The 23,491-nt window shown below is 66.6% G+C and carries 18 protein-coding genes; 10 read left to right on the top strand and 8 right to left on the bottom strand.

Translation table 11 applies throughout. From position 1 onward, the window contains the following. Positions 1-205: 205 nt before the first annotated feature. From WMF29_RS30060 to WMF29_RS30050, 3 genes are all read left to right on the top strand, one after another. Positions 206-787: a helix-turn-helix domain-containing protein gene (locus tag WMF29_RS30060; RefSeq protein ID WP_437323579.1), complete on the top strand. Its 582-nt coding sequence runs from the start codon at positions 206-208 to the stop codon at positions 785-787. Next, on the top strand, positions 720-1,355 hold the full coding sequence (locus WMF29_RS30055; protein WP_437323578.1) for an IS630 family transposase: 636 nt from the start codon (positions 720-722) through the stop codon (positions 1,353-1,355). The genes WMF29_RS30060 and WMF29_RS30055 overlap by 68 nt, the downstream gene beginning before the upstream one ends. 168 nt (positions 1,356-1,523) lie before the next feature. Next, positions 1,524-4,160 carry a hypothetical protein gene (locus tag WMF29_RS30050; RefSeq protein WP_437323577.1) on the top strand — a complete coding sequence of 879 codons (2,637 nt, stop codon included), beginning with the start codon at positions 1,524-1,526 and terminating at the stop codon, positions 4,158-4,160. A gap of 798 nt (positions 4,161-4,958) precedes the next feature. Here WMF29_RS30050 and WMF29_RS30045 read toward each other — a convergent pair. The 6 genes from WMF29_RS30045 to WMF29_RS30020 all read right to left on the bottom strand — a co-directional run bounded on the left by WMF29_RS30045 (position 4,959) and on the right by WMF29_RS30020 (position 9,618). Continuing rightward, a complete protein-coding gene (locus WMF29_RS30045; RefSeq protein ID WP_437323576.1) occupies positions 4,959-5,237 on the bottom strand; it encodes a hypothetical protein in 279 nt (92 codons plus the stop codon). A 14-nt stretch (positions 5,238-5,251) separates the two neighbouring features. Then, positions 5,252-5,695 carry an ATPase gene (locus WMF29_RS30040; protein ID WP_437323575.1) on the bottom strand — a complete coding sequence of 148 codons (444 nt, stop codon included), beginning with the start codon at positions 5,693-5,695 and terminating at the stop codon, positions 5,252-5,254. 490 nt (positions 5,696-6,185) lie between these two features. Next, a complete protein-coding gene (locus tag WMF29_RS30035) occupies positions 6,186-6,776 on the bottom strand; it encodes a hypothetical protein (RefSeq protein WP_437323574.1) in 591 nt (196 codons plus the stop codon). 496 nt (positions 6,777-7,272) lie between these two features. Beyond that, a complete protein-coding gene (locus WMF29_RS30030) occupies positions 7,273-7,485 on the bottom strand; it encodes a hypothetical protein (protein ID WP_437323573.1) in 213 nt (70 codons plus the stop codon). 63 nt (positions 7,486-7,548) lie between these two features. Continuing rightward, the gene (locus WMF29_RS30025; RefSeq protein WP_437323572.1) at positions 7,549-8,415 is read right to left on the bottom strand and encodes a helix-turn-helix transcriptional regulator; all 867 of its coding nucleotides are present in this window, start codon (positions 8,413-8,415) and stop codon (positions 7,549-7,551) included. Positions 8,416-8,565: 150 nt separating this feature from the next. Continuing rightward, positions 8,566-9,618 carry an RNA polymerase sigma factor gene (locus WMF29_RS30020; protein WP_437323571.1) on the bottom strand — a complete coding sequence of 351 codons (1,053 nt, stop codon included), beginning with the start codon at positions 9,616-9,618 and terminating at the stop codon, positions 8,566-8,568. Between the two features lie 222 nt (positions 9,619-9,840). Here WMF29_RS30020 and WMF29_RS30015 point away from each other — a divergent pair, with 222 nt between their 5' ends. The 3 genes from WMF29_RS30015 (at position 9,841) to WMF29_RS30005 (ending at position 14,165) form a co-directional block, all read left to right on the top strand. Further along, positions 9,841-10,953: a hypothetical protein gene (locus tag WMF29_RS30015; RefSeq protein ID WP_437323570.1), complete on the top strand. Its 1,113-nt coding sequence runs from the start codon at positions 9,841-9,843 to the stop codon at positions 10,951-10,953. A 67-nt stretch (positions 10,954-11,020) separates the two neighbouring features. After that, the gene (locus WMF29_RS30010) at positions 11,021-12,592 is read left to right on the top strand and encodes a hypothetical protein (protein WP_437323569.1); all 1,572 of its coding nucleotides are present in this window, start codon (positions 11,021-11,023) and stop codon (positions 12,590-12,592) included. Positions 12,593-12,629: 37 nt separating this feature from the next. Beyond that, positions 12,630-14,165, top strand: a complete 1,536-nt coding sequence (locus tag WMF29_RS30005) for a hypothetical protein (protein ID WP_437323568.1) — start codon at positions 12,630-12,632, stop codon at positions 14,163-14,165. A gap of 11 nt (positions 14,166-14,176) precedes the next feature. Here the strand turns inward: WMF29_RS30005 and WMF29_RS30000 are convergent, their stop codons facing one another. Then, positions 14,177-15,274, bottom strand: coding sequence for a hypothetical protein (locus WMF29_RS30000; RefSeq protein ID WP_437323567.1), 1,098 nt, complete (start codon positions 15,272-15,274; stop codon positions 14,177-14,179). Positions 15,275-15,278: 4 nt separating this feature from the next. Continuing rightward, positions 15,279-15,992, bottom strand: coding sequence for a hypothetical protein (locus WMF29_RS29995; RefSeq protein ID WP_437323566.1), 714 nt, complete (start codon positions 15,990-15,992; stop codon positions 15,279-15,281). Between the two features lie 1,619 nt (positions 15,993-17,611). On the opposite strand from WMF29_RS29995, the gene WMF29_RS29990 reads away from it, so the two are divergent. The 4 genes from WMF29_RS29990 to WMF29_RS29975 all read left to right on the top strand — a co-directional run bounded on the left by WMF29_RS29990 (position 17,612) and on the right by WMF29_RS29975 (position 21,998). Continuing rightward, positions 17,612-17,851: a hypothetical protein gene (locus tag WMF29_RS29990; protein ID WP_437323565.1), complete on the top strand. Its 240-nt coding sequence runs from the start codon at positions 17,612-17,614 to the stop codon at positions 17,849-17,851. Positions 17,852-18,418: 567 nt separating this feature from the next. Next, entirely contained in the window at positions 18,419-19,537 is a 1,119-nt protein-coding gene (locus WMF29_RS29985; RefSeq protein WP_437323564.1) for an ABC-three component system protein, read from the top strand. Continuing rightward, positions 19,534-20,028 carry a three component ABC system middle component gene (locus WMF29_RS29980; protein ID WP_437323563.1) on the top strand — a complete coding sequence of 165 codons (495 nt, stop codon included), beginning with the start codon at positions 19,534-19,536 and terminating at the stop codon, positions 20,026-20,028. The genes WMF29_RS29985 and WMF29_RS29980 overlap by 4 nt, the downstream gene beginning before the upstream one ends. Continuing rightward, on the top strand, positions 20,028-21,998 hold the full coding sequence (locus WMF29_RS29975; RefSeq protein WP_437323562.1) for a DUF3732 domain-containing protein: 1,971 nt from the start codon (positions 20,028-20,030) through the stop codon (positions 21,996-21,998). The genes WMF29_RS29980 and WMF29_RS29975 overlap by 1 nt, the downstream gene beginning before the upstream one ends. The last annotated feature ends 1,493 nt before the right edge of the window (positions 21,999-23,491 follow it).

Below are 23,491 nucleotides of genomic sequence, written 5' to 3'. Positions count from 1 at the left end.
CCACGCTGGGGTCGATGCACTCAAGGCCACGCAGTATTTACGTTGCGAGCCGCGTAAACGACTGACTCTTTCAACTCGGGGGATACCGGCAAACAAACAGCCTCGACATTTTGAAACCGTGTTGGACCTTCCAGGATGCATGTACGCTAGTGCCGCCCCGCAGATTTGACGATCCGTTTCGCCCGGCTCGTGCGTCTGGGCGGTCGTGAGCGAAGAACGAAAGCAGCCGAGGCCCAGGTTCAAGGGGCTCCAACTCAGCCAGGAGGAGCAGCGGGCACTGCGCCAACGCGAGCGGCAGGGCCCGCTGGGCATGTTGGTAGCGCGGCGGATCCAGGCGCTCCGTCTGCTGGATAAGGGCTGGACGATCACCCAAGCGGCGGAGGCAACGGGAACGTACCGGCGCGAAGTGCGGCGCGTAGCCAACCGCTTCCTGGAGGGCGGGGTCGAGCATGCGCTGAGCGAAGAGCCCCGCCGGCGTCGCTCCAAGCTGCTCGACAGTGCCCAGACCGCTGCGCTCATCGCGATGGTCTGCGGTCCGCCGCCCGAGGGGCGGGCGCGATGGACCATCGCCCTGATCGCCGACGAAGCCGAGCGGCGAAAGATCGTCCGCTCGGTCAGCCAAGAGACGATACGAAGGACCCTCGCCGACCAGGACATCAAGCCCTGGCGGGAAAAAAATGTGGTGCGTTCCCAAGATCGACGAGCCGTTCGTCGAGCGGATGAAGGACGTGCTGGAGCTGTACGCCCGGCCCTACGACCCGAGCGAACCGGTCGTAGTGCTCGATGAGCGCCCCGTCGTCCTGCACGACAACGCCCGGCCCGACAGGCCGATGCGCCGAGGAAAGCCGCGGCGCATCGATTACGAGTACGTGCGTCGGGGGACGGCCAACATCTTCTGCATCGTGGAGCCGAAGACAGGGCGCCATCTCACCCACGCGACGGAGGACCGGACGCGTCCGTCCTTCGCGCTCGCCGCCGAGCGTATTGCCAGTGCCTACCCGCGGGCGTGTCGGATTCATCTGGTCCTGGACAATCTCAACACCCACACCCCTGCATCGCTCATCAAGGCCTTCGGGGCCGAGCGGGGCCACGCGCTTGCCTCGCGTTTCGAGTTCCATCACACGCCCAAGCACGCGAGCTGGCTGAACGCCGCAGAGATCGAAGCCAGCCTCGTGTCCAGGGAGTGCCTCGGCCGCAACCGCATCCCGACGCTCGCGCAGCTCCGGGTCCGCGTCCGGCAGTGGAATGCCTCCGCGGACCGGGCTCGCCGCAAGATCAACTGGAAGTTCACCGTCCACGATGCCGAGCGAATCTTCGGGACCGACTGGTTCAACAGAATCGTGTCAGAGCACTAGTCTGTGCAGTCAGATGTGGCGCCGCCAGTGTCACATGCTGCGTGGTCCCGCGTGCTTCTGGAGCTCCAGGCCACCTGGCCTAGCGATGGAGCGCGGGTCGCGAGTTTCTGTTCGACATCCTCCGGGGCGGGCTGGTACGCTCGGGCCGCCAACAATGAGGTAGGTTCCATGGTATCTTTCGCATACCGGGTCGAGGTAGGCGCGGCGCTGCCGTCTGCCCATGTGTTCGGGCAGGCGTTGAAGGACGAGTCGAGCAGGTTGGAGATCGTCGTCGACGCGGGTCGACTTGAGGCCCTTCGCGTCGGTGGAGTGCCAGTTCCGCTGGACGGCTCTATCGCGCGGTTCAGCCTGCGCATCGAGCGCTGGCAGTCGATCGATCGGGAGGTCACCGTGTCAGGCAACCGCGTCCCCGGCAGGGAGATATTAGGCGAGGGCAGCGGGGTGCTCGTGAACGTGGAGTGCGCGCCGCAGGCGGGCGTCGATCGCGCCGCAGCGGAGCGGATCGCCGCTGTCCTCGGCCTCTCTGGCGCGCCGGTGGAGAGCAACGTCGTCACCCGGGTCACGCTCCTCGATCCTGGCGATCGTGAGCCGATGCTCTCTCTGCGCCTAGACCCGGGGCCCGCCCCCGCGCCGGCCGCAGTCGCGCGGCGAACCGAGTCCCGGCCCATTGCGGCGCCCTTGGCGCCTTCCTTCCGGATTCGGGCGTTCAACATCGGGCCGGCACTCGACCCTGGCTTCGCCCCCGGGCCTACCGGCGAAGCGGCGTTTGCCGTCAGCGACACCTGGCTCGAAGACATGCGTGGTCGCGTCAACACCCTGCTCCGGGTGCTGGGCCGGATCGCGCTGCGTGCCAATGCCGATGGCACGCCAGCGCCGCTGGAGATCCGCTGGCTCGATCGGCTGAACGAGGCGAAGCTGCGCGGGCCAGACGGGTCGCGCATCCGGATCCGCGACACGCTCGCAACCCATCTACGCCTGATGCTAGCCCTCGGTGGCGGCGGCTTGGATGAGCAGCAACTCACCCGGGAGGTTAACGCCAAGCTCGACGAGATTGGCACTCTCCGTTTCCAGGTGCCTTTGCCCGTCCTCCATCACGAGAACGACCTTATCGAGGCCAGGGTGTGGGATCTGGCCCTGGAGACCGATCTCGGGGCCATCCAGATTACCGGACTCCGCGCCATGGGCAAGGGGCTGGAGATCGCAATCGCCTTCGGTCCCGTCTCGGGAACGGCCATGTACTCTCTCCAGCCAGCGAGCACTCCGGCGGCGGTGGCGCTTAACGTCGCGACGGCAGGAGGTTTCTCTGCGATGATCGCCAATGGCGGCCCGGTGCGCGTCGATGCCTTCGACGCCAGGGCCAAGCTCCGGCTCGCGCCGGACGCCTCCGGGGATCGCTGGAAGGTGGAGGTCGACGAAGCCACACTCCGGGCCTCCTTCGGAGTGATGAGCACCAACCTGCTCAACTTGCCGATCGTCGCGGCGGCCAATTTGGCGGGCCAACTCAACCAAACGCTCGAGCTGGATCTGGTCCAGATCCTGGCAAGGGCTCTGGAGTCGGCAGCATTCCAATTGGGCTGGCCCGGGCGCTTCCACGCCGATGGCGCCCCTCCGCTGGAGTCGGGCAAGGCCGCGCTGGTGGAGGGCAGGGGCCTGGGACTGATGGTCTCGCTGGCGTCCTTCCTCTTCGCCTCTCCGGCGATGGTGCCAATCGCCGCCAATGATCGCGTGCTCTACGCCTTCAGCGAGGATTTCCTGCGCGCCTGGGTGGAGCAGCTCTGCGGCCCGCTCCGGATCGACAACGATCTCGCCCTCGCAGACATCACTGGGGCGGGGCTCACCCTCCCTCCGGCCCCGCCGCCCCCGAAGGACCAGCCATTCAACATGGCCGACGCGCTGAACACCCTGCGAGTGTCGCTCGGCCCGCTCGGAGCGTATCCGCTGTTGGTCAGGAGCCCTCGTCCGTTGAGCAAGACGGAGGTGCGGGCCCGGCTCCGGATCGATTCGTTTGATCTGGTGCCCGTCCCCCAAGCAGACGTAGCGTTTCGCCTCGTCGCTCAATCCACGCTGCTGATCGAGACGGTCCAGATCGACTATGGCCCGGGGGGGCGGTTCATCCCAGAGCGTTGCAGCAGGCAGCCGGGGGGGACGCTGGATCCCGTCGATCCGATCGGCTCCATCGATCCAATCGGCCCGCGCGGAGGGCTCGGTGGGCTTCCCGAGCCACGCGGAGGGCTGGGCGGGTTCGGCGGGCTTCCCGAGCCACGCGGAGGGCTCGGCGGGCTCGGCGGGCTCCCCGAGCCACGCGGAGGGCTGGGCATCGGCACGTCGATCCCGTTCTGCCAGCCTCCCGAGATCCGCGTCATCTGGGTTCGTTCAGTGACGGTTCTGCAAACGCATCTGGCCGCGGTCGTCCGTCACGAACTCGACGTGGAGCTGGGGTTGCGGGCCTCGTTGCAGCGCCCCCTGGAGACTCTGCTGCTCCCCGCGGTCGGGGTCCGCGCTCCCGGCAATCTGAGGACGAGCGTGGTGAATGTGGCCCAGAGCGATCCGGTCCTCGGCCCCGCAGGGACCGTCAAGGACGCCGCCGTGGCGCTGACGACCAGCGTGGTCCAGCGCTATCTGAATCCGCTCCACACCGAGGCACCGGTCGCGCGAGAGTTCGTGATCAGCCCGCCACCCCTCGATCGGTTGATCGCGATCGGGCAGTTCCAGGGAGCGACGTTCGCCTACCGACGGGAGGGGAGCACGCTCCTCTGGGACATCGATATCACCGAAGGGCTGACCCCGCTGATCCAGCAGCCGTGATGAAAGCGCCGACGCGGGCGCCCCTCGCCCACGGAGGAATTGGGTTTCCTTTCCACCCCATGCGCTCGACGTTTGGGTCGAGCGCATGGGGCGCGTCCGCGGATGCGCAGTAGAAGCTCGTCGACGCCCGCGACGAGGGTCGGCGCTCGTTGCTTGTCGACCGGGCGAGACGGGCCAGCGATCGATGGCTCCTTGGGCACCACGCGCCCATCGCCGCCAGCCTCGTAATCGCGCACCAAGGGCTCGCCCCGCGAGGTCTTCGTGATCCTCGCCTCGGTGCTCGGTAGGGCTCCCTATCCGCTGCGCGAGTTGACTCCTACGGTGACAGGCATATCGCTCCTCCTTCACGCCCTCTTCGCTGCAGCCGAGACGAGGCACACGGCCGCGCGGGTCCCGTCGCCGGAGCCCGCGAAGAGCGCGGCACGCCCCGCGGGCGCCGCGCCCCGCTCGAACGATCGCACGCACGCGGCCGCGAGGCACCCACTGGTCGCGGCGCCGACGTCGCCGTAGCCGTCGGCGGGGTGCCAATCTGGGCGGCGCGTACAGTAGAGTGGTAACCGCTGAGCCCACGGGACACGCTTACCTGCTAAAATTACTCGGTTTTTCTGGATGGCACGACCACGTCGTGGTGTACGACTATGTCAACTGGCGCAGCGAGGTAAGCGCGCTCAGGAAGGTTGGAGGAGCCGGTCAAGAGGATGGGAGGGCGCGACGCGTCATGCTGTGGTTCTCGGCGGGCGATGGGAGAGGCGGATCGCGCGATCGGCGGGGTCCCCGTCTTCACGGGCCGGCGTTGGGTCAAAACGGAATCTCGTCGTCAGCGGCGCCGCCGGGGGAGATCGTGTCAGGAAGGGCGGCGCTGTAGATCTCGATGGCGTTGTGCACCTCGCGAATGGCGTCGATGATGTGGTGGGCGGCGCGTGTGCCGGGTGGAGGCCGAGGTTCGGTACCACTCGCCGGGGGCGCGTAGAGCTCGGGGTGCCTGGCGAGTAGAACCTGGACGAGGAAGAGGAGCGTCGCGTCGATGAGCGCGAGGGGCTCGGCGACGGGCAAGGACACCGCGGGGGAGCGGAGCATGGCGTGCATCTCCTTCAGCGCTTGCGCGGCTGGGGCTTGGGAGACTGGCCAAAGACACCGAGGTAGAGCTTCTCGTCGAGGCGCGGCAGCTCGCGGGCCGCGGCGATGGTGAGCAGCTCGTCGGCGAGGTTCATCATCACGCGATAGTTGCCGGCGGCGTGGTCGGCGAGCGTGGCCTTGAGCTCGGTGGTCATGAGGCTCGGGTTGCCGGCAGCCTCGAGCTGATGATTGAGGCACGCGAGCAGCTCATCGCGGGAGACGTAGTCGAGGACGAGACGCCGACGGATGCGGGAGCCGAGGGGCAGCAGCTCGGCCGAGCGGAGGCGCTCGGGCAGACGGGCGTCGCCGGCGAAGACGATGCAGAGGAGCAGCCTCGAGTCGAAGTCCTTGCTGGCGAGGATGCTCAGCTCGTTGAGCACCGTCGTCAGGGTCTCCTGGGCCTCGTCGATGATCAGCACGGGGCGCGTCAGGGTGGAGGCGATGTGATCGCTCCAGCGCGCGGAGCGGGTCCGCCTCGTCCCGCGCGAGGTAGTACATCCGCTCGATCGTCTTGGCCGAGTAGCGGATTGCCTCCCCTGTCGTCGGGTGCGTCCAAGGCTTGCTCGCCAGCTCGTTGATGCGGGTGGCCAGCTCGCCAGGCTCGGGCGGCGAGGCGAGCAACTGGCCGATGATCGAGAAACGCAGACGTGCCCAGCGCGCGCGCGCCGGTGCCCCGTCGTCGGGCTTCATCGGGTGGCTCATCGGCGCCTCCTTCGCGGCGGCTCCGACGGGGACATGGGGACGGCGCAGATCCTCAACGGACACGGACCGTGGCGGGCGCGCCATCGCCCGCGGGTCTTGGCTCATGAGGGCCTCCTTCACGAGCGACGTCTCGTCGTCGCTCGCGTGTTCGACCCTACATCGCCGCGGAATCCCCGCGGAGATCACATCCTCTGCGGGGCGCGAGGCTCATGCGCTCCCCCTCAAGAAACGTGATCCGTCGGGCACCGAGATCGTCGTGAGCGGCGCCAGCAGCTCGAGCATCGTCCTCACCTGCTGCGTCTGCGTACCCTCGATCCGATCGACGATCGACGCCGGCACGGGCCCGACGTCGACGCCGATGAGTCGCGCGCAGATCGAGACGAACACCCCCGTGCGCAGGAATGGGCCCTGCCACCAGCCGAGCCATCGGCGCGTCGTGCGCGCCGGCACCCCCGTCCGTCGCCAGATATTCGCAGCTGCGCGGAGGAGGGCGAGCGCGACGATGCTCGCCGGGATCACCACCGCCCCCAAGTAGACCCGCCGTCCGAGGAAGCGCACCGACGGCGACATCGCACGCATCCGACAGCCCTCACGCCTACAGCACAAGCTGAACCGACGGGCGAACGCCTCGCCCGCCGGCACGACCCGGGCCCCACGCGGCTTGCGGTCGTAGTCGCTCCGGTGCAGCGGCCCGTCGCACACGGGGCAGCCCTCGACCGCGACCCGGCGCGTCACCGCCTCGTCCACCTCCACCAGCACCCTGAAGAACTCGCGTCCAAGATGGGGGTCGTCCAGCATGGTCCACCTCCGGTCCTGACACCCGGAGGGGAGCGCCCTCGGACGAACTTCACCAAGTTCTCTGAGGGGGCTTCTTTGTGCGCCCCTCAAACAAGTTGATCAGGATGGGCCCCAGCCCCCTCCATCTCCCTGACGGTGCTTATCGTCGCGTCGCTCGGCGCAACCCGCCCTGACGGGCGCCGCAGCGCCCCCGCCGGCGTGGGCAGCGAAGCCCTCAGCGCGGCGTCGCACCGCCGCACGGTTCTCGAGGCGGATGGTCAAAGGCGACGGTCGCCTGAGATCCGGCTGGCTTCGCCCACTGGTGAGAGCGGCGCGGGTGCGACATCGAGCGCGGCCCGTCGCGGCGCTGTCGGCCGGCTCTTCACCGCGCGCTCAGGGGCGCACGCCTGGAGCAGCACGACGTCGTCCGTGCGCCAGCGTCGCCCTCAAGCGCATCCCAATTGCGGCGCGGCGGGCCGGTTGCGTCGACGCCACGATGACGTGGGTTCGTCGGCAGCTAGATCGTGGCCTCGTCATCCCTCAGAAGCCCGTCAATCTTGCTTAGCAAATCTCGCTTGACCCGCTGCCGGTTCAGTTCGTCTTCGTAACCGGCCTTGACAGATGACACCTTGACAACGCCCTTGATCATCATCAGCGCGTCGATCGTTCGCTGCGCCTCGTCGTCGTCCAAGTCGCGCCGAAAGTGGACAACCAGGCCCTTGACGCTCATTGCAGTCCCACTCCCCGCACAGAGATCTCGCTGGCTTTCCGGAGCATAATGATATCACCCAATTCACCCATGGCTCCCTACTCCCGGAAGTGTCGTGTTCAGCGGAGAGCGCTCTACGTCCTCCCAATCGGCAGCGTTCGCGGAACCCGGCCTCCCTTCGTCACGCTGTACCGGGAAGCTCGTCAGCGTCGCAGCGCGCCGGGCGGGCTCTGTCCCCGTGGCGGCGCGGACAGGGACCGGCGACCGAAGCCGCGGCTGTGGAGGCGGCGGGAGCTTCGCCCGCGGGCTCCTGGCCGCAAGCTCGGGAGACAGCACCATGGGCGGAGGAACGTCGAGCGCGCGGGGAGGTAGCGTCGGCGGTGTCGAGCTCTGCGCCGGCGACGACGCGGGACGCGCCGAGCTCTCGCGCTTGGTGACGGGCTCGCCGACCAGGATCACCACGGTCTCCTCGGCGTCCGTCCGGTGGTCGTCGTGCAGCTGCCAGAGGCGCTCCCAGTACCGCGCCGGCGTGCCGGTGAAGGCCTCCAGCTGCCGGGCAAGACCGGGCGTCATCGGGAGGTCACTCCTCAGCAACCGTTCCACCTCCCTCGGCTCCAACCCCGTGCTCTCGGCCAGCTTCCTCCTCCACGAAGGCATCGTCGCGCAGAACGACTCGAGGACCCTTCCTGGCCAGGGGACGGGGCGCGCACGGGCGTCTGTCAGCTCCGCGAGCGCCGCGTCGACGTGACAGTCCAGAAGGCGCCGGTATCGGTCCCGCTCACCCGCTGCCTGCTCCTTCGCATCGGTGAGGGCTGCCTCGTCGTCGTCATGCGCGTGCTCGCGCGCCTCGCGAAGCCCGCGCTCGCGTCCGAGCGCTTCGCGCGCGGTGACCGCGAAGCCGATTGCGACGCAGGCGATCATCGCGAGCCCGAGCGGCGAAATGAGCCACATCGCACCAAGTAGATCCTCCATCCTATCCATCGCGTTTCGTCTCCTGGACGTGAACGTCCTTGTCTGGACGCAAGGCAGATCTCGGCCTTGTGCTGTCCGACGACACCACCTGCGTCACCGCCCGCTGTCTGTCGGAGGGACGCCGAGGACTCAGCGAATCTGCGCTAGGAGTGCTTCGCGCTCCGCGGCGAGCTGTCCTTGCGGGAACTCCCGCGCATGTGTCTCAAGCAATCGGCGCGCCTCTGCCACCGCGTTGTGGTTCTCGATGGCCCTTCGGGCCTCGTCGATGAGGCTCTGCTCGCGCTGGCTGACGGCTGGGACCACGGCGCGGACGGGGAGCGAGGTACGACGAACCGGCGCGCCTGACGGAGCAGGCGCCCGTGCGTCTCGGTCCTGCGCCGGCTGCGCGACCTCCTGCGCGGTGGGCGTGGCCGAAGCGCGCAGGGGAAGTTGGGCCGGAGGCGGCGCGATCTCCACCACCGCCGGAGCGGGCGCAGGAGCGCGCACCACCGCCGCCCGCAACCACGACGCCGGGTTGAACGAGTCCGGCAACGCCGCGACGACGGCACCGGTCAGCACGACGATCGCTCCCTGCACCAGGATCTTGATGCCCAGGCGGCCTAGCTTGCTCGACCACCCCTCGCGGCAGCGCAAATGGAAGGCGAACGGGACGCACGCAGCGTCGTCCCATCCGTGCGAGCGCTGCCGCACCCTCCGGCGTTCCACGGCCGCGTAGAGGTCCTCCAGCGCTCGGCGGTAGTGTGTCCTGACCGTCTTCGGATTGATCCCCAGCTCGGAGGCGATCTCGACGAGCGGCACTTCCTCGATCGCGTGCTTGATCAAGACGTCGCGGTACTTGGGGTCGACCTGGTTGATCAGGTCATGGAGGAGCGCCTCCCGTTGCTGCCTGCGGAGCATCTCTTCAGGAGTCGGGCCCTCCGCCCGAAGCTCGTGGTCGTCGAACGAGGTCAGGACCTCCCCCCGACGGCGTGCGTTCCGGACGTGGTTTCGCGCCTGGTTCAGGACGATGGTGGCACCGTAGGACGCTCGGGCCTCCCCGAGCTCGACCCGCTGAGCCGCTTCCAGTTCCCGCAGCAAGGCGTCCTGCGCGAGGTCCTCCGCGTCTTGCGCAGGGACCCCGAGGCGCCGCGCGAGGCGCCGGAGGAACTCGAAGCCGGTGGGGGTGCTGGCTGGCTCGCCCATCACCGGTAGAACACCTGAGCCGCCTGGAGGGCTTCAAAAAAGTGCAGGGCGGCCCCAGAGTCCGTCGGACCATGTGCGACATGTAGGGACGCGGCATCCGCGACTGCACGAACAGCGGTGGTCGCATTCCCGGATCGGGCGGGATTTTCTCATCTGAACGTTCAGGCTACGACATTTCCAGCGCCGTTGACGCACCACGGCTGGCGTAAGTACCGTTCGTGCATGCGTTTTGTTGCGCAGTCGCTCTGGAGTTGCCTGATGGTCGGCGTCGTGACCGGCAGTACCTGTCCGGTCCGTGCAGAGGACCGCAATCCGTCAACCGTACAGAGCGACGGTTCGAGCGTAAAAGACCATCTTCGCCGTGCCCGACGAGCTCGGGCATCGGGAAAGTGGACCGAGGCACACGCCGCCTACAAGGCGGCCTTCGAGGCGATCGACTCGACATCTGTTACAGAGAGAGAATCCGCCGAGATCGCTGGAGAGCTGGGCCTTTGCGAGCTCAAGTTGCGCAAGTTCCGTGATGCGGCGGAGCACCTGGCTTGGAGCCTTGAGCGGCGCAAGGCGCTTTCTCCTGAGCAGCAAAAAGGATTCGCGGATGGACTGGCCAAGGCCGTTCCGTTCCTCGCCAGCCTCTACCTGTCGGTGGATCCGCCTGATGCCGAGGTGTTCGTCGACGGCAAGCCCATCGGCTTACCCAGGCGGACCTACAGACTATTCTTCGAGCCTGGCAAGCACATGGTGCGGGCCCGAGCACCGGGCCGCGAGGAAGGCTCCCAAACGCTGGATGCGCGGGCGGCGACCGAGCCGATCATGACGATCCAGTTACCGCGCTCGGCGGTGAGCGGTACGGGCGAGGGCGAGGCAGGGGGCCCAGCGAAGAAAGCGGCCACGGACGCGCAGGCGGCGAGGACCTCCACGCAGGCTCCGGCGCCGTCGGCTACCTGGCCGGGGACGGTGCGAATTGGCGGCGTCGTGCTCACGACGGCGACGGCGGCGGCCGGCGCGGTCTTCCTCCTGCGCGCTCATGTGGTGCACACCAATCTAGGCGAGGCCAATTCTGTACGCCGCGAGCAGGGGTGGAGGTCTGATGCCTGCCGCCAAGCGAGCGCGCCGGGGGCGTGCGCCGACATTCATGCCCAGGTCAAGGAGCGGGACCTGTTCGCCACCCTTGGCAAGGTGTCGCTGGCGACAAGCGCCGTGTTTGGGATCGCGACGGCGGCCTCGTTTCTGACAGAAGTGGCGATCTTCGGGGATGCGCGACCAGCCGAACGCCTCCGCATCGTACCCATGGCGGCGAGCGAGCGAGCAGGTGTGATCCTCGAAGGAGCATGGTGAGGGGAGGGACATGCGTCGCATATTGAATTGGCGAGGTCGAGAGCTCCTGCGTTCCCTCGCGCCTATCATGCTCGGCATGGCCGGCGCCTCCGGCGCCTCTGGGTGCTATTCTGACGACTGTGCAGAGAGCTTCCTGTGCGAGAGCCCTCCTCCGCAACCGGGACCCTGTGACGGCGATCCAGCCACCGCGCCGGCCCTTGATGAATGCGGGGTGTTCGTCAGCGAGCAGGGCGACGACACGAGCCCCGGCACGAAGGGAGCGCCGGTCGCGACGCTCCAGCACGCGATCGGGCTCGCCGCGCACGGTCGAGGCCACGGAGAGGCAGCGACCCGGCGCGTGTACGCGTGCGGCGGGTCGTTCGAGGAGAAGATCACGCTGCCCTCCGGGGTCGACCTCTGGGGCGGGCGCCTGTGTGACGGCGGCGATTGGTCGTATGACGGGTCGTTCGGCGGACCGAATCACCCGACGATCATCGCTCCGCAGGTGGGTATCCCGCTGAGGGTGATCGCGGATGACAAAGAGCACGCGACGTCAACGGTCTTCGGCGTGCGCGTCGAGGCGGCGGATGCGTCCGCGGACGACGGCAAGTCGTCGATCGCGATGATCTTGAGCCCTGGGGCCAGGGCAATCGTGCGGCAGAGCAAGATCCTCGCAGGTGATGGCAAGGATGGAGAGCCGGGCGAGGACGCGCCGAGCGTTCGCGCGAACTCCGGCGTGTTGGGGAACGACGGCTCGGACGCCTGCACCGCGGACGCGGCGCTGGGCGCCCTTCCGGTCGTGACCGCGTGCGGCGACGGGATCGAGTCGACGGGTGGCCAGGGGGGCGATGGAGGCCTCGAGACGGGCAGCGACGGAACTTCAGGGCTGCCGGAGCCGCTCGGGAATCCGACCGAGCGCGGCCTGGGTGGATCCGGCGCGGTCAGCATGGCATGCAGGCAGGGGCAGAACGGAGCCGACGGCGCTCCTGCGGAGCGCGCTGCCGGAGCGGATGGCGCTGGCCTCCTGGACGAGTACGGATGGGTCGGCGTCCGCGGGAAGGATGGAGCGAAGGGCGGCGCCGGTCAGGGCGGGGGCGGGGGCGGGGGCGGCAAAGGTCGCGACTCCGCCAGGAACGCGTGTCCGGCAGGTCGGCCCCAGGGCGGTGCGGCCGGCGGCTCGGGGGGCAGTGGCGGCTGCGGTGGCAAGGGGGGCAAGGGAGGCGACTACGGCGGCGCGAGCATCGCGATCGTGGCGTTGCAGGGGAGCGACCTCACAGTCGATGCGAGCACGGTCCTCGGGGCCAAGGGCGGCGACGGCGGGGTCGGCGGAACGGGCCAGTGGGGAGGCTTTGGGGTTGCCGGCGGACACGGCGGAGACGCTGTTCTGACCGACACGTCGCGAGGGTGCGGCGGCGGCTTTGGCGGCGACGGCGGTCGCGGGGGCGATGCCGGCGGCGGTCTCGGCGGCCACTCGCTCGGCATCGGCTCCGTGGGCGCCTCCGTGGCCATCACGGAGTTCGCGAAGGTCTTGCCTGGACAAGCCGGCAAGGGTGGCCGCGGCGGCAATGCACCCTTCGAAAACACGCCCGGCCAGGGGAAAGCCGGGATTGCGCTGTTCTGGTACCCGTTCGATACGCTAGATCCGGAACCGGCTCGATGAACTACCCTGCGCTGACAGCGCACGTCAGGATGCGCACATGAGAAAGACCACCGCTGCTATCTTCGTCCTTCTGTTGTCGCCGTGGGCCACCGGCTGCGGAACTGCGCCCGACGTGAACGACCCTGGCGTGCCGTCTTGCGAGGGCACCTCGTGCGAGCAAGAGCCGCCCCCGGAGTCGGTCTGCGCCGAGCACGTCGCCGCCGATATCCTCGACGACGGCTGCGGCGTGTTCATCGCTGGACCCTACGGTTTTGGCGACGACAGAAACCCCGGCACGAAGGCGAAGCCTTTGGCCACCGTCGAGCGTGCCGTCGAGCTCGCGCGCACGGGACGAGGCCGCATGTTCATCTGCAACGACGGATTTCCGGTGCGTCAGATCAGGGTGCCCTCCGGCGTGGACCTCCTCGGGGGCTTTCACTGCCGGCGATGGAATCGCGACCCTGAAATCCCGCGAACCACATTTTTTCACCAGCCGATCGCCGACCTCGCCGACCCCATGGTGATCGTCGAGCCCGCGGGTCCCGAGGACAGCGGGGCCGCGGACGGGGTGTCGACGCTCGCCGATCTCAACCTTGGGGCTTTTGGTCCGCTCGGCGTGCTCGTCCAGTCCAACACGGGGGTGGAGATCGTGCGGAGCGAGATCCGCGCAGACGGCGCAATACCGGGCAGCGATGGCGAGCAGTGGCCGACCGATCAGCCGGACGGACCGGATGGCAATTTCGCTGGCGAGGGGTGCTCGGCGCCCCTCGTCGCCGGCGGACCTGCGGCGGTGAACCGGTGCGAGAGCGGGCACACGAGCGTCGGTGGCAAGGGAGGGGATGGGCTGCCCGACAGCGCCGGGGATGGCGGCGACGGGGAGCCCGTCTACACTTCGCCCTCGCGCGGCGGCATCGGGGAGCGAGAAAACCGCCGTTGCGAAAGCGGATTCGCCGGGGGCCCGGGGGCTCCGGGAACGCAGGGCGCGCCCGGCAAGGGCATCGGGCGCCTCACCGAGACCGGTTGGGAGGGCGACACGGGGGGCGAGGGGACGTGGGGCACCCCGGGCCAGGGGGGCGGCGGCGGCGGCGGTCGCCGGGGCGGGCTGGCCGTGTGCGGCTCGGCTTCCAAGGGAGGCGGAGGAGGAGGCTCGGGTGGGGCCGGCGGCTGCGGAGGCCGGGGGGGCCGCGGGGGAGCGAACGGACGTCCGACCATCGGCGTCCTCGCGCTTCACGCCCGGGTGACGGTGCGCGACAGCGAGATCACGACGGTCTCCGGCGGCAGGGGCGGCGACGGCGGGCCGCCCCAGGAAGGCGGCCGAGGCGGCCGAGGCGCACCGGGCGCCGCCGACGTGGACGCCGTTCAGGGCTGCTTCGGCGGCCCGGGCGGCGAAGGAGGCCACGGCGGCTACGGCGGCCCGGGGCGCGGCGGCGACTCGATCGGCGTCGCCTACCTCGACGAGGGCCAGCTCACGCTCGAGGGCGTCATCTTCGAGATCGGACAGCCGGGCCATGGCGGCATGAGCTGGAACCACGATGGCACGACCACGATGGGGCAGAGCGGCGAGAGGCACGAGACGCTTCGCTTTCCCGAGTAGCCCCAGTCACGTCACGGGAGATCGGCGACCGAGTGCACGGGCCAAGTCGCCAGGAACCTGGAAGCCCAGGCGACCATGGCGGCCGGCGGCTCGCCTTCACCATCCCACGAAGCGATCAGCGCTTCGAGCTCGCGGACGGCAGCTTCGAGTTCGCGCTTGGCAGCGATGCCGCGAGGAGTCTTGGGCGACTCAAGGAGCGGGCGAATCTTCGCAAGCGCCTTTGTAACTTCCTCTTTGTGGAGGACCCCATCTGTCGTTACCACCCAGTAGGAAGAACCGCTCTGCACCTCTGGCATCAGAGTCCATGCGATTCGATAAGTCGCCGCGAGCACGGTGAGTACCGCAACGAGCGAATCCGTAAGCCTGCTCGCTTCGATATCTACACCGGGCGCCGACACTTCAGACGGCGATGGCTTCACCCATGTATGCTGGTCTGAAAACAGGCAATCGTAGAGCCTGATCTCACCCGGAAGACCCAGGCCCGCTGTCACATCGGGCACGAGCATGGTCCCGATCTCCGGCGGCATGGGCTTGCAACCGAACGTCGTTTCGATGTCGCGGGAAATCCATTCCGCGCACGGCTGCTGTTCCGGCAAGAGTTCGAAGCTAGCGTAGCTCTTCCCCACAGCGGCAGACCTGAGGCTATCGTCCGGGCGCGACACGAAACCTGGATCGAATGGGCTTCGATGAACAAGGAAACGCACGTCTCGAAATTCGACCGCGAACAAGTCCTTCGTTTGTTTCACGATCTCAACCGTGCGCAAACTGTGGACAATATAATAAGGAGCAAGGAAGCTCACGTGAAACCAGATCGGTTCACCGGTGGATCTTGGCAGATCAATCGTAAATGAATAGCAGCCGTCCCAGCCGCCGGTGGGGAGGTGTAGAGAGTGATTCATGAGCATGCCAGGGAATCGTTCTGCGATGCGACGCAGCATGGAGTGCCAGCGCTCGTCCTTCGATGCCTGGATCCGCGCGGCCACGAGCCGAGCGTGCTCCTCCGTCTTCTTGCAGAGCTGGACGTCGATATCGCCATCCTTGGTGAGCCCAACCCCACGTGGATAGTATCGATAGACAATGCCGAGCAGCTCATCGATGCTGTGTTTCATGGAGTCACTTAACCCTGGCACCAAGCTCTTCATACATCTTGGGGAAACGCTCCCTCATGCAGCTCTTATGCCTTTCGCAGAATATACCTTGCGGAAGATCCCGGCCTCCATTCTCATACAGAAAATCCGCGCATGCGTTCGCTACATTGGCGGCGTATATTGCCGCCGTCTCTGGTGATGTCAACCCCCAACGCTCGCTTCGAATGGGCATTCCTACGATGACCGAACACGCTGCGTCACCCTCCAAATTGTGACCGAAATATAGATCTGCCTTTGCCTCCTGCCAACCGCTCACGGTTCCATCGTAGGCGACGATCGTAACAAAATTGAAGGCTCGCGGGTCGATCGGTATTTTGCCTGTGCACCCCATGGTCGGAGCGCCGCTCTGCTGGCAGGGATCTGGCGGGCTCGTCGGGCTAGCTGTCGGCCTCTCCGAACTGTCGCTCGGGCTTTCCTCCTCGTCCTCGTCTTCGTCGTCCGTTTTGTTGCACTGGATCTTGCGCTCGCTGCCGTACTCCGGTCCGCTCGGCGGCTCCGCCCCGAAGTCCCCCGACGCGACGGAGGTGAAGACAGGAACGGGCGGCCCGACTGGTCCACCTGCACCTTCGCCCTTCACCCACTCCTCGCGGGGATAGCAGTCTCCTACCGTCCAGTTGCATGCCGTTAGCATGCAGATGGTAATGCCCACAATGATCAGCAGAGTTCTTTTTGCGTTCATCTTATGCTCCATCGAAGCACAGGGCCGACGACGACAAGCACGGACACGTAGCCTGGGAGTACAAGGCTGCTCCCGCCGATCCAATCCACATTGGCGCTCACCGAGACGCCGAGCGGCCCTGCAACGTACGCGTTGGTTTGCGCATGCGCGCCTACCGCCATCCCGGCAACGTGCCCACACAATGTACTTCCGCAAGCCGGCATGAAGTAGATCGCAACGGATGGGCCCGCACTAAAATCGCCATTCTTCCACCCATATCCGAGAGCGGCGATGGTGCTATTGTAGACACCGGCCCCGCCTATCTGAATTGGAGGCATGACGCTGAACAGATCGTGAACATTTAATAGGATGTTGCCGTTGATGCGCCACGATATTCCCGCGTGCGGACTCACGGCGAGGTGCGTCACGGTGCCAGCCTGGATCCCCCCGAAGCTAATTCCGGCACTCAGCTCAGAGGCGTCGGCCTGCGTCGGAACGACACTGAGCAGGAGAGCGAACACTGCCGACGATGAGATCTGCCGGTCTGTCGTCCTCATCGTCTCCCTGCCGGTCGTCCGAAACACGCGAGCAACGTGGCGACGCGGCCCATTCTTCTGATCACAGGATCGGCGTCAAACGGAATCTAGACGAGAACACTACACGGGCCAGGGGTCGTACCGTCCAGAGCGTGCGCCAGCGCGCAGCGACCTGCGCGGCTCCGGCGCGTGTCGGCCTGCTGGCGCCAGCTGCCTGTCCACGCCGCCGCGAGAGCGCGCTACCGACGACGCGCCCCGGGCTGCGCGTGTCGGCTGCAAGCCGACCCGGCGCGGCGCCGCGCGCAGCCAGCGGTGGCCGCGCGCTGTGACGGCCACGCGCGTGGCGTGGCACGACGTCGCTCGTGCGGCCACGCCGCCCGCGAGCGCGGCGCCTGACGGTGGCCTGCGCGGTCGGCGGCGACGACGCGCTAGCGCTCACGCGCCTGGAGCTGCAGGACGTCGCTCGCGCGTCCGTGTCGGCGCGAGCGTCACACGTCGTGGCCCCATCGGCGGGCAGCTATGAGACCGGCTACGGATGGCCCGCCTAGGCTCCGCGGGCCCCGCAGCCCGGACGATCCCGCAGGCCGCTCCGCTGCTCGAGGGCGTCGCCGCTGTTGCCCCGGCGGCCTCTCGGGGTCGTCGAGCTGCTGAGCCGCGCCTAAGCCGATCACCTCGCGCATGCGTTGCAGATCGCCCAGGAGCGCCATCACCTCGATCACACCGCACGGTACGCCGGCGAGCGGAGCGGGAGAACTGACGGATCAAGAGCTCGACCACGCCGCTGCGCAGCCGCGGGCCTTCGATCAACGTCGCCCGCGCGACAAGGGCGGGCCGTGTGCCTCACGATTCTGCCGTGCCGCGACCACGCGCGGCTTGGGCGCCCGCGCTCGCAACGAGCGACGGCCTGGCCCGACGCGCTTGAGCACACGGACATCGACGGCCCCGAACGCGCCGGTGTCCACCTCGACCCCCGCGCGCGGAGCGGCGCGGACCTCGATCCTGCGGCCTGTCTGCCCGAGCGCCATGTAGCGCGCCGGCGGCGGCCCCTCGCACCTCCGGCCGCTCCGGACCGAGGAACGCGGCCTTGCTGTCTGCTCAGCCGCCATGTACGCCGCGCAGAACGGGCGCCAGCTGGCCGACCCGCGCCGTGCCGACTTCGTGCGCGGAGTCATCCAGGTGAACCTCGACGCCGACGACGGCTCCGTGCGCACCGGCGTCCACCTCGACCCCGCGGCCGCTGTCTACTCCGGCACCAAGCAGCGCGACGCCGGCGCGATCCCGAGCTCGCGTGCGTCCATCTGTTGGCTGCAGCCCCTCCCGTGGGGCGCCCGGCGTGCGTCTTGATCTCCGCAGCCGCCCCCCGCCTGCGTACTCAACCAGGCAGACGGCCGCGTCGATTCGCTGGCAACGTGAGCTCGGTCGGGTGGACGGCGTCGCGGATCATCTCCTCCAGGTGGAAGCGCCTCAAACAGTGGGCTCGGCTACCCTGCGGAGCTGACGCCCGAGAAGGCGCATTATCAGGCGCTCCGTGCCCCACCGCTCTACATGTAGGTCTAGATGGCAGGATGTCCCAGCGTGAATCCGGGTTACCACCCCGTTCCTTCGGCCGGGTAGGAACGCCGCCACACGTGCGTGCAGTCGGCGTGATCGGGCCCCCGGCTGCTTGACAAGGATGGTCAACCGTCGGCTACGCTACCTACCCACGATGAACCGGGGCGGGACATGCGGGGGTGGAAAGGATATCCGGCGCTTTGTACAGGAGCCGCGGTCAGCGGTCGAGGGTGCTGATGACGCCGAGCGGGCCGCGATCGATGATATGGGTGTAGATCATCGTGTTCCTCACGTCCTTGCGGCCGAGTATTGTACTGAGTCATGACCTCCACCCACTCGGCACCTGGGCCCTCCGGAGGAATGTACTTCCAGTTGGAGCGAGCTCTTTTCCGCCTCGCGGAAGCCTCGGCAGAGGACCTTGTCGGCGTGGAAACGGACGACGATGTGGTCGTCCGACAAGCAGACGGCGGTGGCATCAGCGAACAGGACAAGCTCTCGTTCCAAACGTCAGGCCATCCATTCCAAGATCGAAGTAAGGGCCTATGGAACTCGCTCCTCATCTGGCTCGAAGCTGCTCAAACCGGAACACCGTTCCACAAGCGCGCGCAACTCTGGCTCGTCACCACGCGCGATGTCCCCCGCAGCGCCCTCGCCGCTCGAATCGGAGCCTCGGAGAAGACGGAAGCAGAGATCAACGAGTGCGTTAAGGCGCTTCGCGTGATCGCATCGGATCCACGTGACGACATTGCCGACCTGGTGCGAAGGGTAGCTGCATTCGATGACGAAGCGATCACGTCCGTCATTCGACGAGTGCGCTTGGAAGACCGCGCGGCCGGCGTCGCGCAACTCCGCGCCAAGACCGTGTCGCTCCTTCATCTTCCTCCTGACTCCAACAGCGATCGGATCGTGCACGCGCTCCTCGGCTGGATGCACGACACACTTATGGATCTCTGGCGGCAGCGACGGGCAGGCTGGATCGACCGAACCGCATTCGATCGGCAGCTTCATGCGATTCTCGACTCGCTTCGCCGGAGTCGCAGACGAGAGCGCGCCGCGAGCCTCATCGCCGTCAGTCAGGCGGATCGGGACGGCCATCGCGCGAGAGCTTTCGTCGAGCGGTTGTTGGAGATCGACGCCGACACGGAGGATGTCGAGCAGGCGATCGAAGATTTGCTTCGATTCAGTACCGAGCAAATGCGCCTGAGCGCGGAAGGCGACGTGGTTCCGGACGATTGGACGAGCTTCTTCGACGAGCTGGACGAACGGTGGAAAATCATTCTCCGCCGCCACCGCCGGAACCGGCAGAACAAGATCGCCGAAGCAGTCGGGCGTGACATCTACGGCGAGACCGTCGAGAGCGAATACCGAGCACGATTTGCGGGCGAAGCTACCGAGCACCGGTACTTCACCGCGGGAGGGTATCACACTCGCGCCGACGTGGGGCGGGTTCATTGGCATCCTGATGGTCCGCAGTCATGAGCACGACCCTCGAGCACGATCTCGTTCAGAATGCGGCGCTGGGTGCGACTGCGCTCTGGAGCTTCGCGCGGGGTTACATGGATCGGGCAGAAGGACGGGAAGGGCCGGAGCTACCGACCTGCATAATCGTCCTGCCCATGGTATACCATCGTCGAACCGCGACGACGATCCATCGCATGAGAGCGGATAGTGGCCTCTTGAAGGCGCTTCACGATAATCCAGAACTCATCGCTGGGCTCCAGCGACGCCTGGAGGCGCTCGCTACGCGCAGCCTTCAGGCGCTCAACGTCGCCGTGTCGAGCTCGTTGCTCGAATGGGACCACGCCACGCCGTGGCCGCGCGTTACGCCGAAGCGGAAGACGCTCCCGCCCGAACTCCAATCCGGCCAGGACGATGTCGCCACGATCCTCGGCGCGGCGAAGCGCCTGGGCTGGTGGTTTGCAGCTGAGGACGTCGTGAGCATCTGCCTGCGACTCGGGGTGAGATTCTGATGCATTGCTTTATTCGCAAGATTGTCCTATGGCCGAAGGACGACAGCCTCGAACCGCGGGTCATCTCGTTCGAGCCGAGGCGAATCAACTTGATCACCGGTCGGAGCCGTACCGGGAAGTCGTCAATCACGGCTATTATCGACTACTGCCTCGGCAGCGGGAAGTGTGCGATTCCGGTCGGCCCCATTCGGACGAGCGTCGCCTGGTACGGTGTCCTCCTCGATCTCGGGTCGATCGAAATGCTCGTGGCGCGCGAAGAGCCGGGCGACCGGATCGAGAGCAGCAATTACCACGTTCAGGAGCGTGCGAAGATCGAGCTACCTCGGACCCTCGAGAAAAACAGCAACCGCGAGGCATTCAAGTTGCGCATGGACACGCTCGCTGGTCTTCCACGGCTCCCCTTCGACACAGATAAAACCGTGCCGAGCGGCTTCCAAGCTCGACCGAGCTTTCGAGACATGGCAGCCTTCAACTTTCTGCCGCAGCACATCGTCGCGAATCCATACACGCTGTTCTTCAAGGCGGATACTCAGGAACACCGGGAGAAGCTCCGCACAATCTTTCCACTCGTGCTCGGCGCGGTCGAGCCCGATCATCTCTCGGCCGAGCACGAGATGACCGACGTGGAGCGACGACTGCGCCGGCTCGAAGCAGACATGGCGCGTCGCAATCGGGCAGTCGATATTTGGAGGGCGGAAGCGGCCGGGCTCTACGCGAGAGCACGCGAGCTTTCACTCGTCCCGGATCACTGGGCGCAGCCCACATCCCCCGATGACTACGTGCGAACCTTGGCCCGTATTCCAGACGAAGTTCGGCGAGTGCTCCCCCCTCTCCAGCCCGGCAGGACCGAGGAGGCGGTCGCGCGCCTTAATGACGTGCGCGCCCGGGAGCGTCAGGTGGCGTCCAAGATCGGCGACCTGAGGCGACGCCTGCAGCAGATCAACAGCTTACGTGACGGCTTCTCGCAGTTCGCATCCGAAGGCGCGCGGCAATCCGGTCGCGTCGCCGGCGTCGGCTGGTTCTCGGAGCGGCTTGCACGGAGGAAATGTCCGCTCTGTGGCACCGAGCAGAACTCGGCCGGCGAGGAGCTGGTGAGTCTGCAGAGGGCGACGGCGGATCTGCAAGAGCGTCTTCGTGTTGCTGGCACGGTGCCGAGTCTGCTCGATTCGGAGCGCGTCGGACTTCAGAAAGAGCTGCGCGACGCGGAGGAGGAGCTCCGAGCCCTTCGGGCCGCGCGTCGCGAACTCGAGGCGCCGAAGGAAGACAACGGGCAAGCTCTCGAAGAGGTGTATCGATTCGTAGGGCGGCTCGAGGAGGCCGTTCGCAATATCGGCTTGGTGGAACCAGATAGCGACCAGAGTGTTGAGCTGGAGAGGCTGCGTCGTCGTCTTGCGGAGCTGCGGAGCACTCTCGACGTGCCGGGGCGTGAGCGACGTCTCCGTATCGCCATTGGACGCGTGACGGAGAAGATCAGACACTACGCGGGCCAGATGCAGCTTGAGCGAGCGAACGAGGACGCTGAGATCAGGATCAAGGACTTGGCGCTCGTGTTTCGCGACGTCCAGCGCCGGCGGGAGGACTTTCTATGGGAGATCGGCAGCGGCGAGAACTGGATGGGGTATCACATCGCGGTCGCGCTCGCGCTTCACGAGTACTTCCTGAACCAGACGTGGAGCCCCGTGCCGAGTTTCCTCGTCATCGATCAGCCCAGCCAGGTGTACTTCCCGGCGGGTTTCGATCCCAGCCGCCGGCGTTTTGGCGCGGAGTCTCACGAAGTACGGGCAACGCGCCGTATCTTCGAGACGCTGGAAGAGGGGCTGCGGCGTACACATTATTGTGTCCAGATCATCGTCACCGAGCACGCAGACGAGTCGACGCTCGGGGGAATTCCAACGGTAGATGTCATCGAGAATTGGCACCCGGACGATACGGATTACCTCATTCCCCGCTCTTGGCTCCAAGGGCGCTGAAGAAGGTAGGTAGGCAACGCGAAGGGGCTTGCAGGCGAGGAGCGTGCACCGTTGAGCATATACGCGCCGTGGCGTCCAGAAACTGGCTGGCGGGAAGCGAGCGCACGCCCGCTTGCATCCCGGGCCTCGTGCAGGGAGGACTGGGCGTAGACGGCCGCCCAACTCAGGCTTGGTTCCGATCCGACGAGCGAGTGCGCTACGCGGACCCGCTCGCGGCACAAGCCCAGTCGTTCGGCGGGCGACGCGTGAGAGCGCCCGGCCGTCCGGCCACGGTCTCCCGCGCCTTCTGCTGGCATACTCACACTGACATTCACCCCCCCCGAGGAGACTTGAACCGATGGCAACGGTTTCGATCTCTGTGAATCTCACTGATCCGAATTGTAGACACAAGGCGCGGACCCTTCTGCAACGGTGGCAGTCCAACTTGACGCAGATGGGGAGCAAAGGGGATTTTACGATCGGTCATGGTGGGGACGGCAAATGCTCCCACACCCACGACTCGCCATTTGACGGCAACTTCTGGATTTGGAGCAGTCCAAGGGGCTGCAATGTCTTCCTCAGCGAAGAGGGAAACCGCATCGACTATGCGGGTGCTGGCAGAGACGCCGCAACCGCATACTGTGGTCCTGGTCCCTGCCGGTGCGGGGCTGGGCATTAGGACCTAAAGCAGCATGACGTACCTCGTTAGAACGATTCAATGGTATGAGGAGGCTGCGTGGGTCGACCAACTGGGTGTTGACCCGGTATGCTACCTGCCGTTTCCGGTGGTTCCGCGGCGCCCCTTCCAACAGGTTGCGGCGCTGCATGGGGGTCGAATTATGGGTTTCGACCTCGACCGCATTCAACCTGCTTCCGGTAATGTACCGGCCGGAACCTATCCTCAAATTCCGATTGACGCACGGGTTCTCATCTACGTGAAACCCGGTCCGCTCCGCACCGGAAGCCCACTCATTCGGGGATTTCAGGGGATCCGCTATCCGCTATGCGAACCAGTGGTCTGCGATCGCCGTATAGAATGGCATTTCCGCCGAACGACGACCTGCTCCCGCGGTGCGCGGAGCCTCGCTGCGCTCGGCACCGCGCCTCGCGGGTGAGGCCGTAGACGTTAGGCGAGTTATTTCTACAGGAGGTCACCGTGCCAACCTCTTCGAAGCAGAGTGCCTTTGACCTTCGGACTGAACTGTGGGAGGCTCTGCTGAAGTTACTCCGAGGAAGCGACCTTCCAAATCGACCGAGCCCTCATGACTGGGAGCGCAGTGAGACCCTGCGGCTTAGTAGCTCGCTGCCGTGGTGCAGGTACCTTGCCTGGGTAGTTCCCACGGACAGGAGGTGTGCGGCCGGAATCTATATCCCAAAGAGGAAGCTCGGCGGTGCTGCTCATCTCTTCCTCCGACGCCATCAGACCGAGCTGCAAGCTTGTCTCGGCGCTGGGGAAGTGCGAGAGCATGAGACGGTTGTTGACTATAGGCACTATGTCCAAGCAACAGCTCCAA

Source organism: Sorangium sp. So ce381, from assembly GCF_051473845.1.
Classification (GTDB): Bacteria; Myxococcota_A; Polyangia; order Polyangiales; family Polyangiaceae; genus Sorangium; species Sorangium atrum.
The sequence above is the reverse complement of the archived record's forward strand: the minus strand, read 5'-3'. Positions and strand labels throughout refer to the sequence as shown.

What these genes read in the sequence shown, in the direction of transcription:
- WMF29_RS30055 (WP_437323578.1), top strand. Translation starts at nt 720, where the DNA reads ATGAAGGACGTGCTGGAGCTGTACGCCCGGCCCTACGACCCGAGCGAA.
- WMF29_RS30050 (WP_437323577.1), top strand. Translation starts at nt 1,524, where the DNA reads ATGGTATCTTTCGCATACCGGGTCGAGGTAGGCGCGGCGCTGCCGTCT.
- WMF29_RS30045 (WP_437323576.1), bottom strand. Translation starts at nt 5,237, where the DNA reads ATGCTCCGCTCCCCCGCGGTGTCCTTGCCCGTCGCCGAGCCCCTCGCG.
- WMF29_RS30035 (WP_437323574.1), bottom strand. Translation starts at nt 6,776, where the DNA reads ATGCTGGACGACCCCCATCTTGGACGCGAGTTCTTCAGGGTGCTGGTG.
- WMF29_RS30030 (WP_437323573.1), bottom strand. Translation starts at nt 7,485, where the DNA reads ATGAGCGTCAAGGGCCTGGTTGTCCACTTTCGGCGCGACTTGGACGAC.
- WMF29_RS30025 (WP_437323572.1), bottom strand. Translation starts at nt 8,415, where the DNA reads ATGTGGCTCATTTCGCCGCTCGGGCTCGCGATGATCGCCTGCGTCGCA.
- WMF29_RS30020 (WP_437323571.1), bottom strand. Translation starts at nt 9,618, where the DNA reads ATGGGCGAGCCAGCCAGCACCCCCACCGGCTTCGAGTTCCTCCGGCGC.
- WMF29_RS30015 (WP_437323570.1), top strand. Translation starts at nt 9,841, where the DNA reads ATGCGTTTTGTTGCGCAGTCGCTCTGGAGTTGCCTGATGGTCGGCGTC.
- WMF29_RS30010 (WP_437323569.1), top strand. Translation starts at nt 11,021, where the DNA reads ATGCTCGGCATGGCCGGCGCCTCCGGCGCCTCTGGGTGCTATTCTGAC.
- WMF29_RS30005 (WP_437323568.1), top strand. Translation starts at nt 12,630, where the DNA reads ATGAGAAAGACCACCGCTGCTATCTTCGTCCTTCTGTTGTCGCCGTGG.
- WMF29_RS30000 (WP_437323567.1), bottom strand. Translation starts at nt 15,274, where the DNA reads ATGAAACACAGCATCGATGAGCTGCTCGGCATTGTCTATCGATACTAT.
- WMF29_RS29995 (WP_437323566.1), bottom strand. Translation starts at nt 15,992, where the DNA reads ATGAACGCAAAAAGAACTCTGCTGATCATTGTGGGCATTACCATCTGC.
- WMF29_RS29990 (WP_437323565.1), top strand. Translation starts at nt 17,612, where the DNA reads ATGTACGCCGCGCAGAACGGGCGCCAGCTGGCCGACCCGCGCCGTGCC.
- WMF29_RS29985 (WP_437323564.1), top strand. Translation starts at nt 18,419, where the DNA reads ATGTACTTCCAGTTGGAGCGAGCTCTTTTCCGCCTCGCGGAAGCCTCG.
- WMF29_RS29980 (WP_437323563.1), top strand. Translation starts at nt 19,534, where the DNA reads ATGAGCACGACCCTCGAGCACGATCTCGTTCAGAATGCGGCGCTGGGT.
- WMF29_RS29975 (WP_437323562.1), top strand. Translation starts at nt 20,028, where the DNA reads ATGCATTGCTTTATTCGCAAGATTGTCCTATGGCCGAAGGACGACAGC.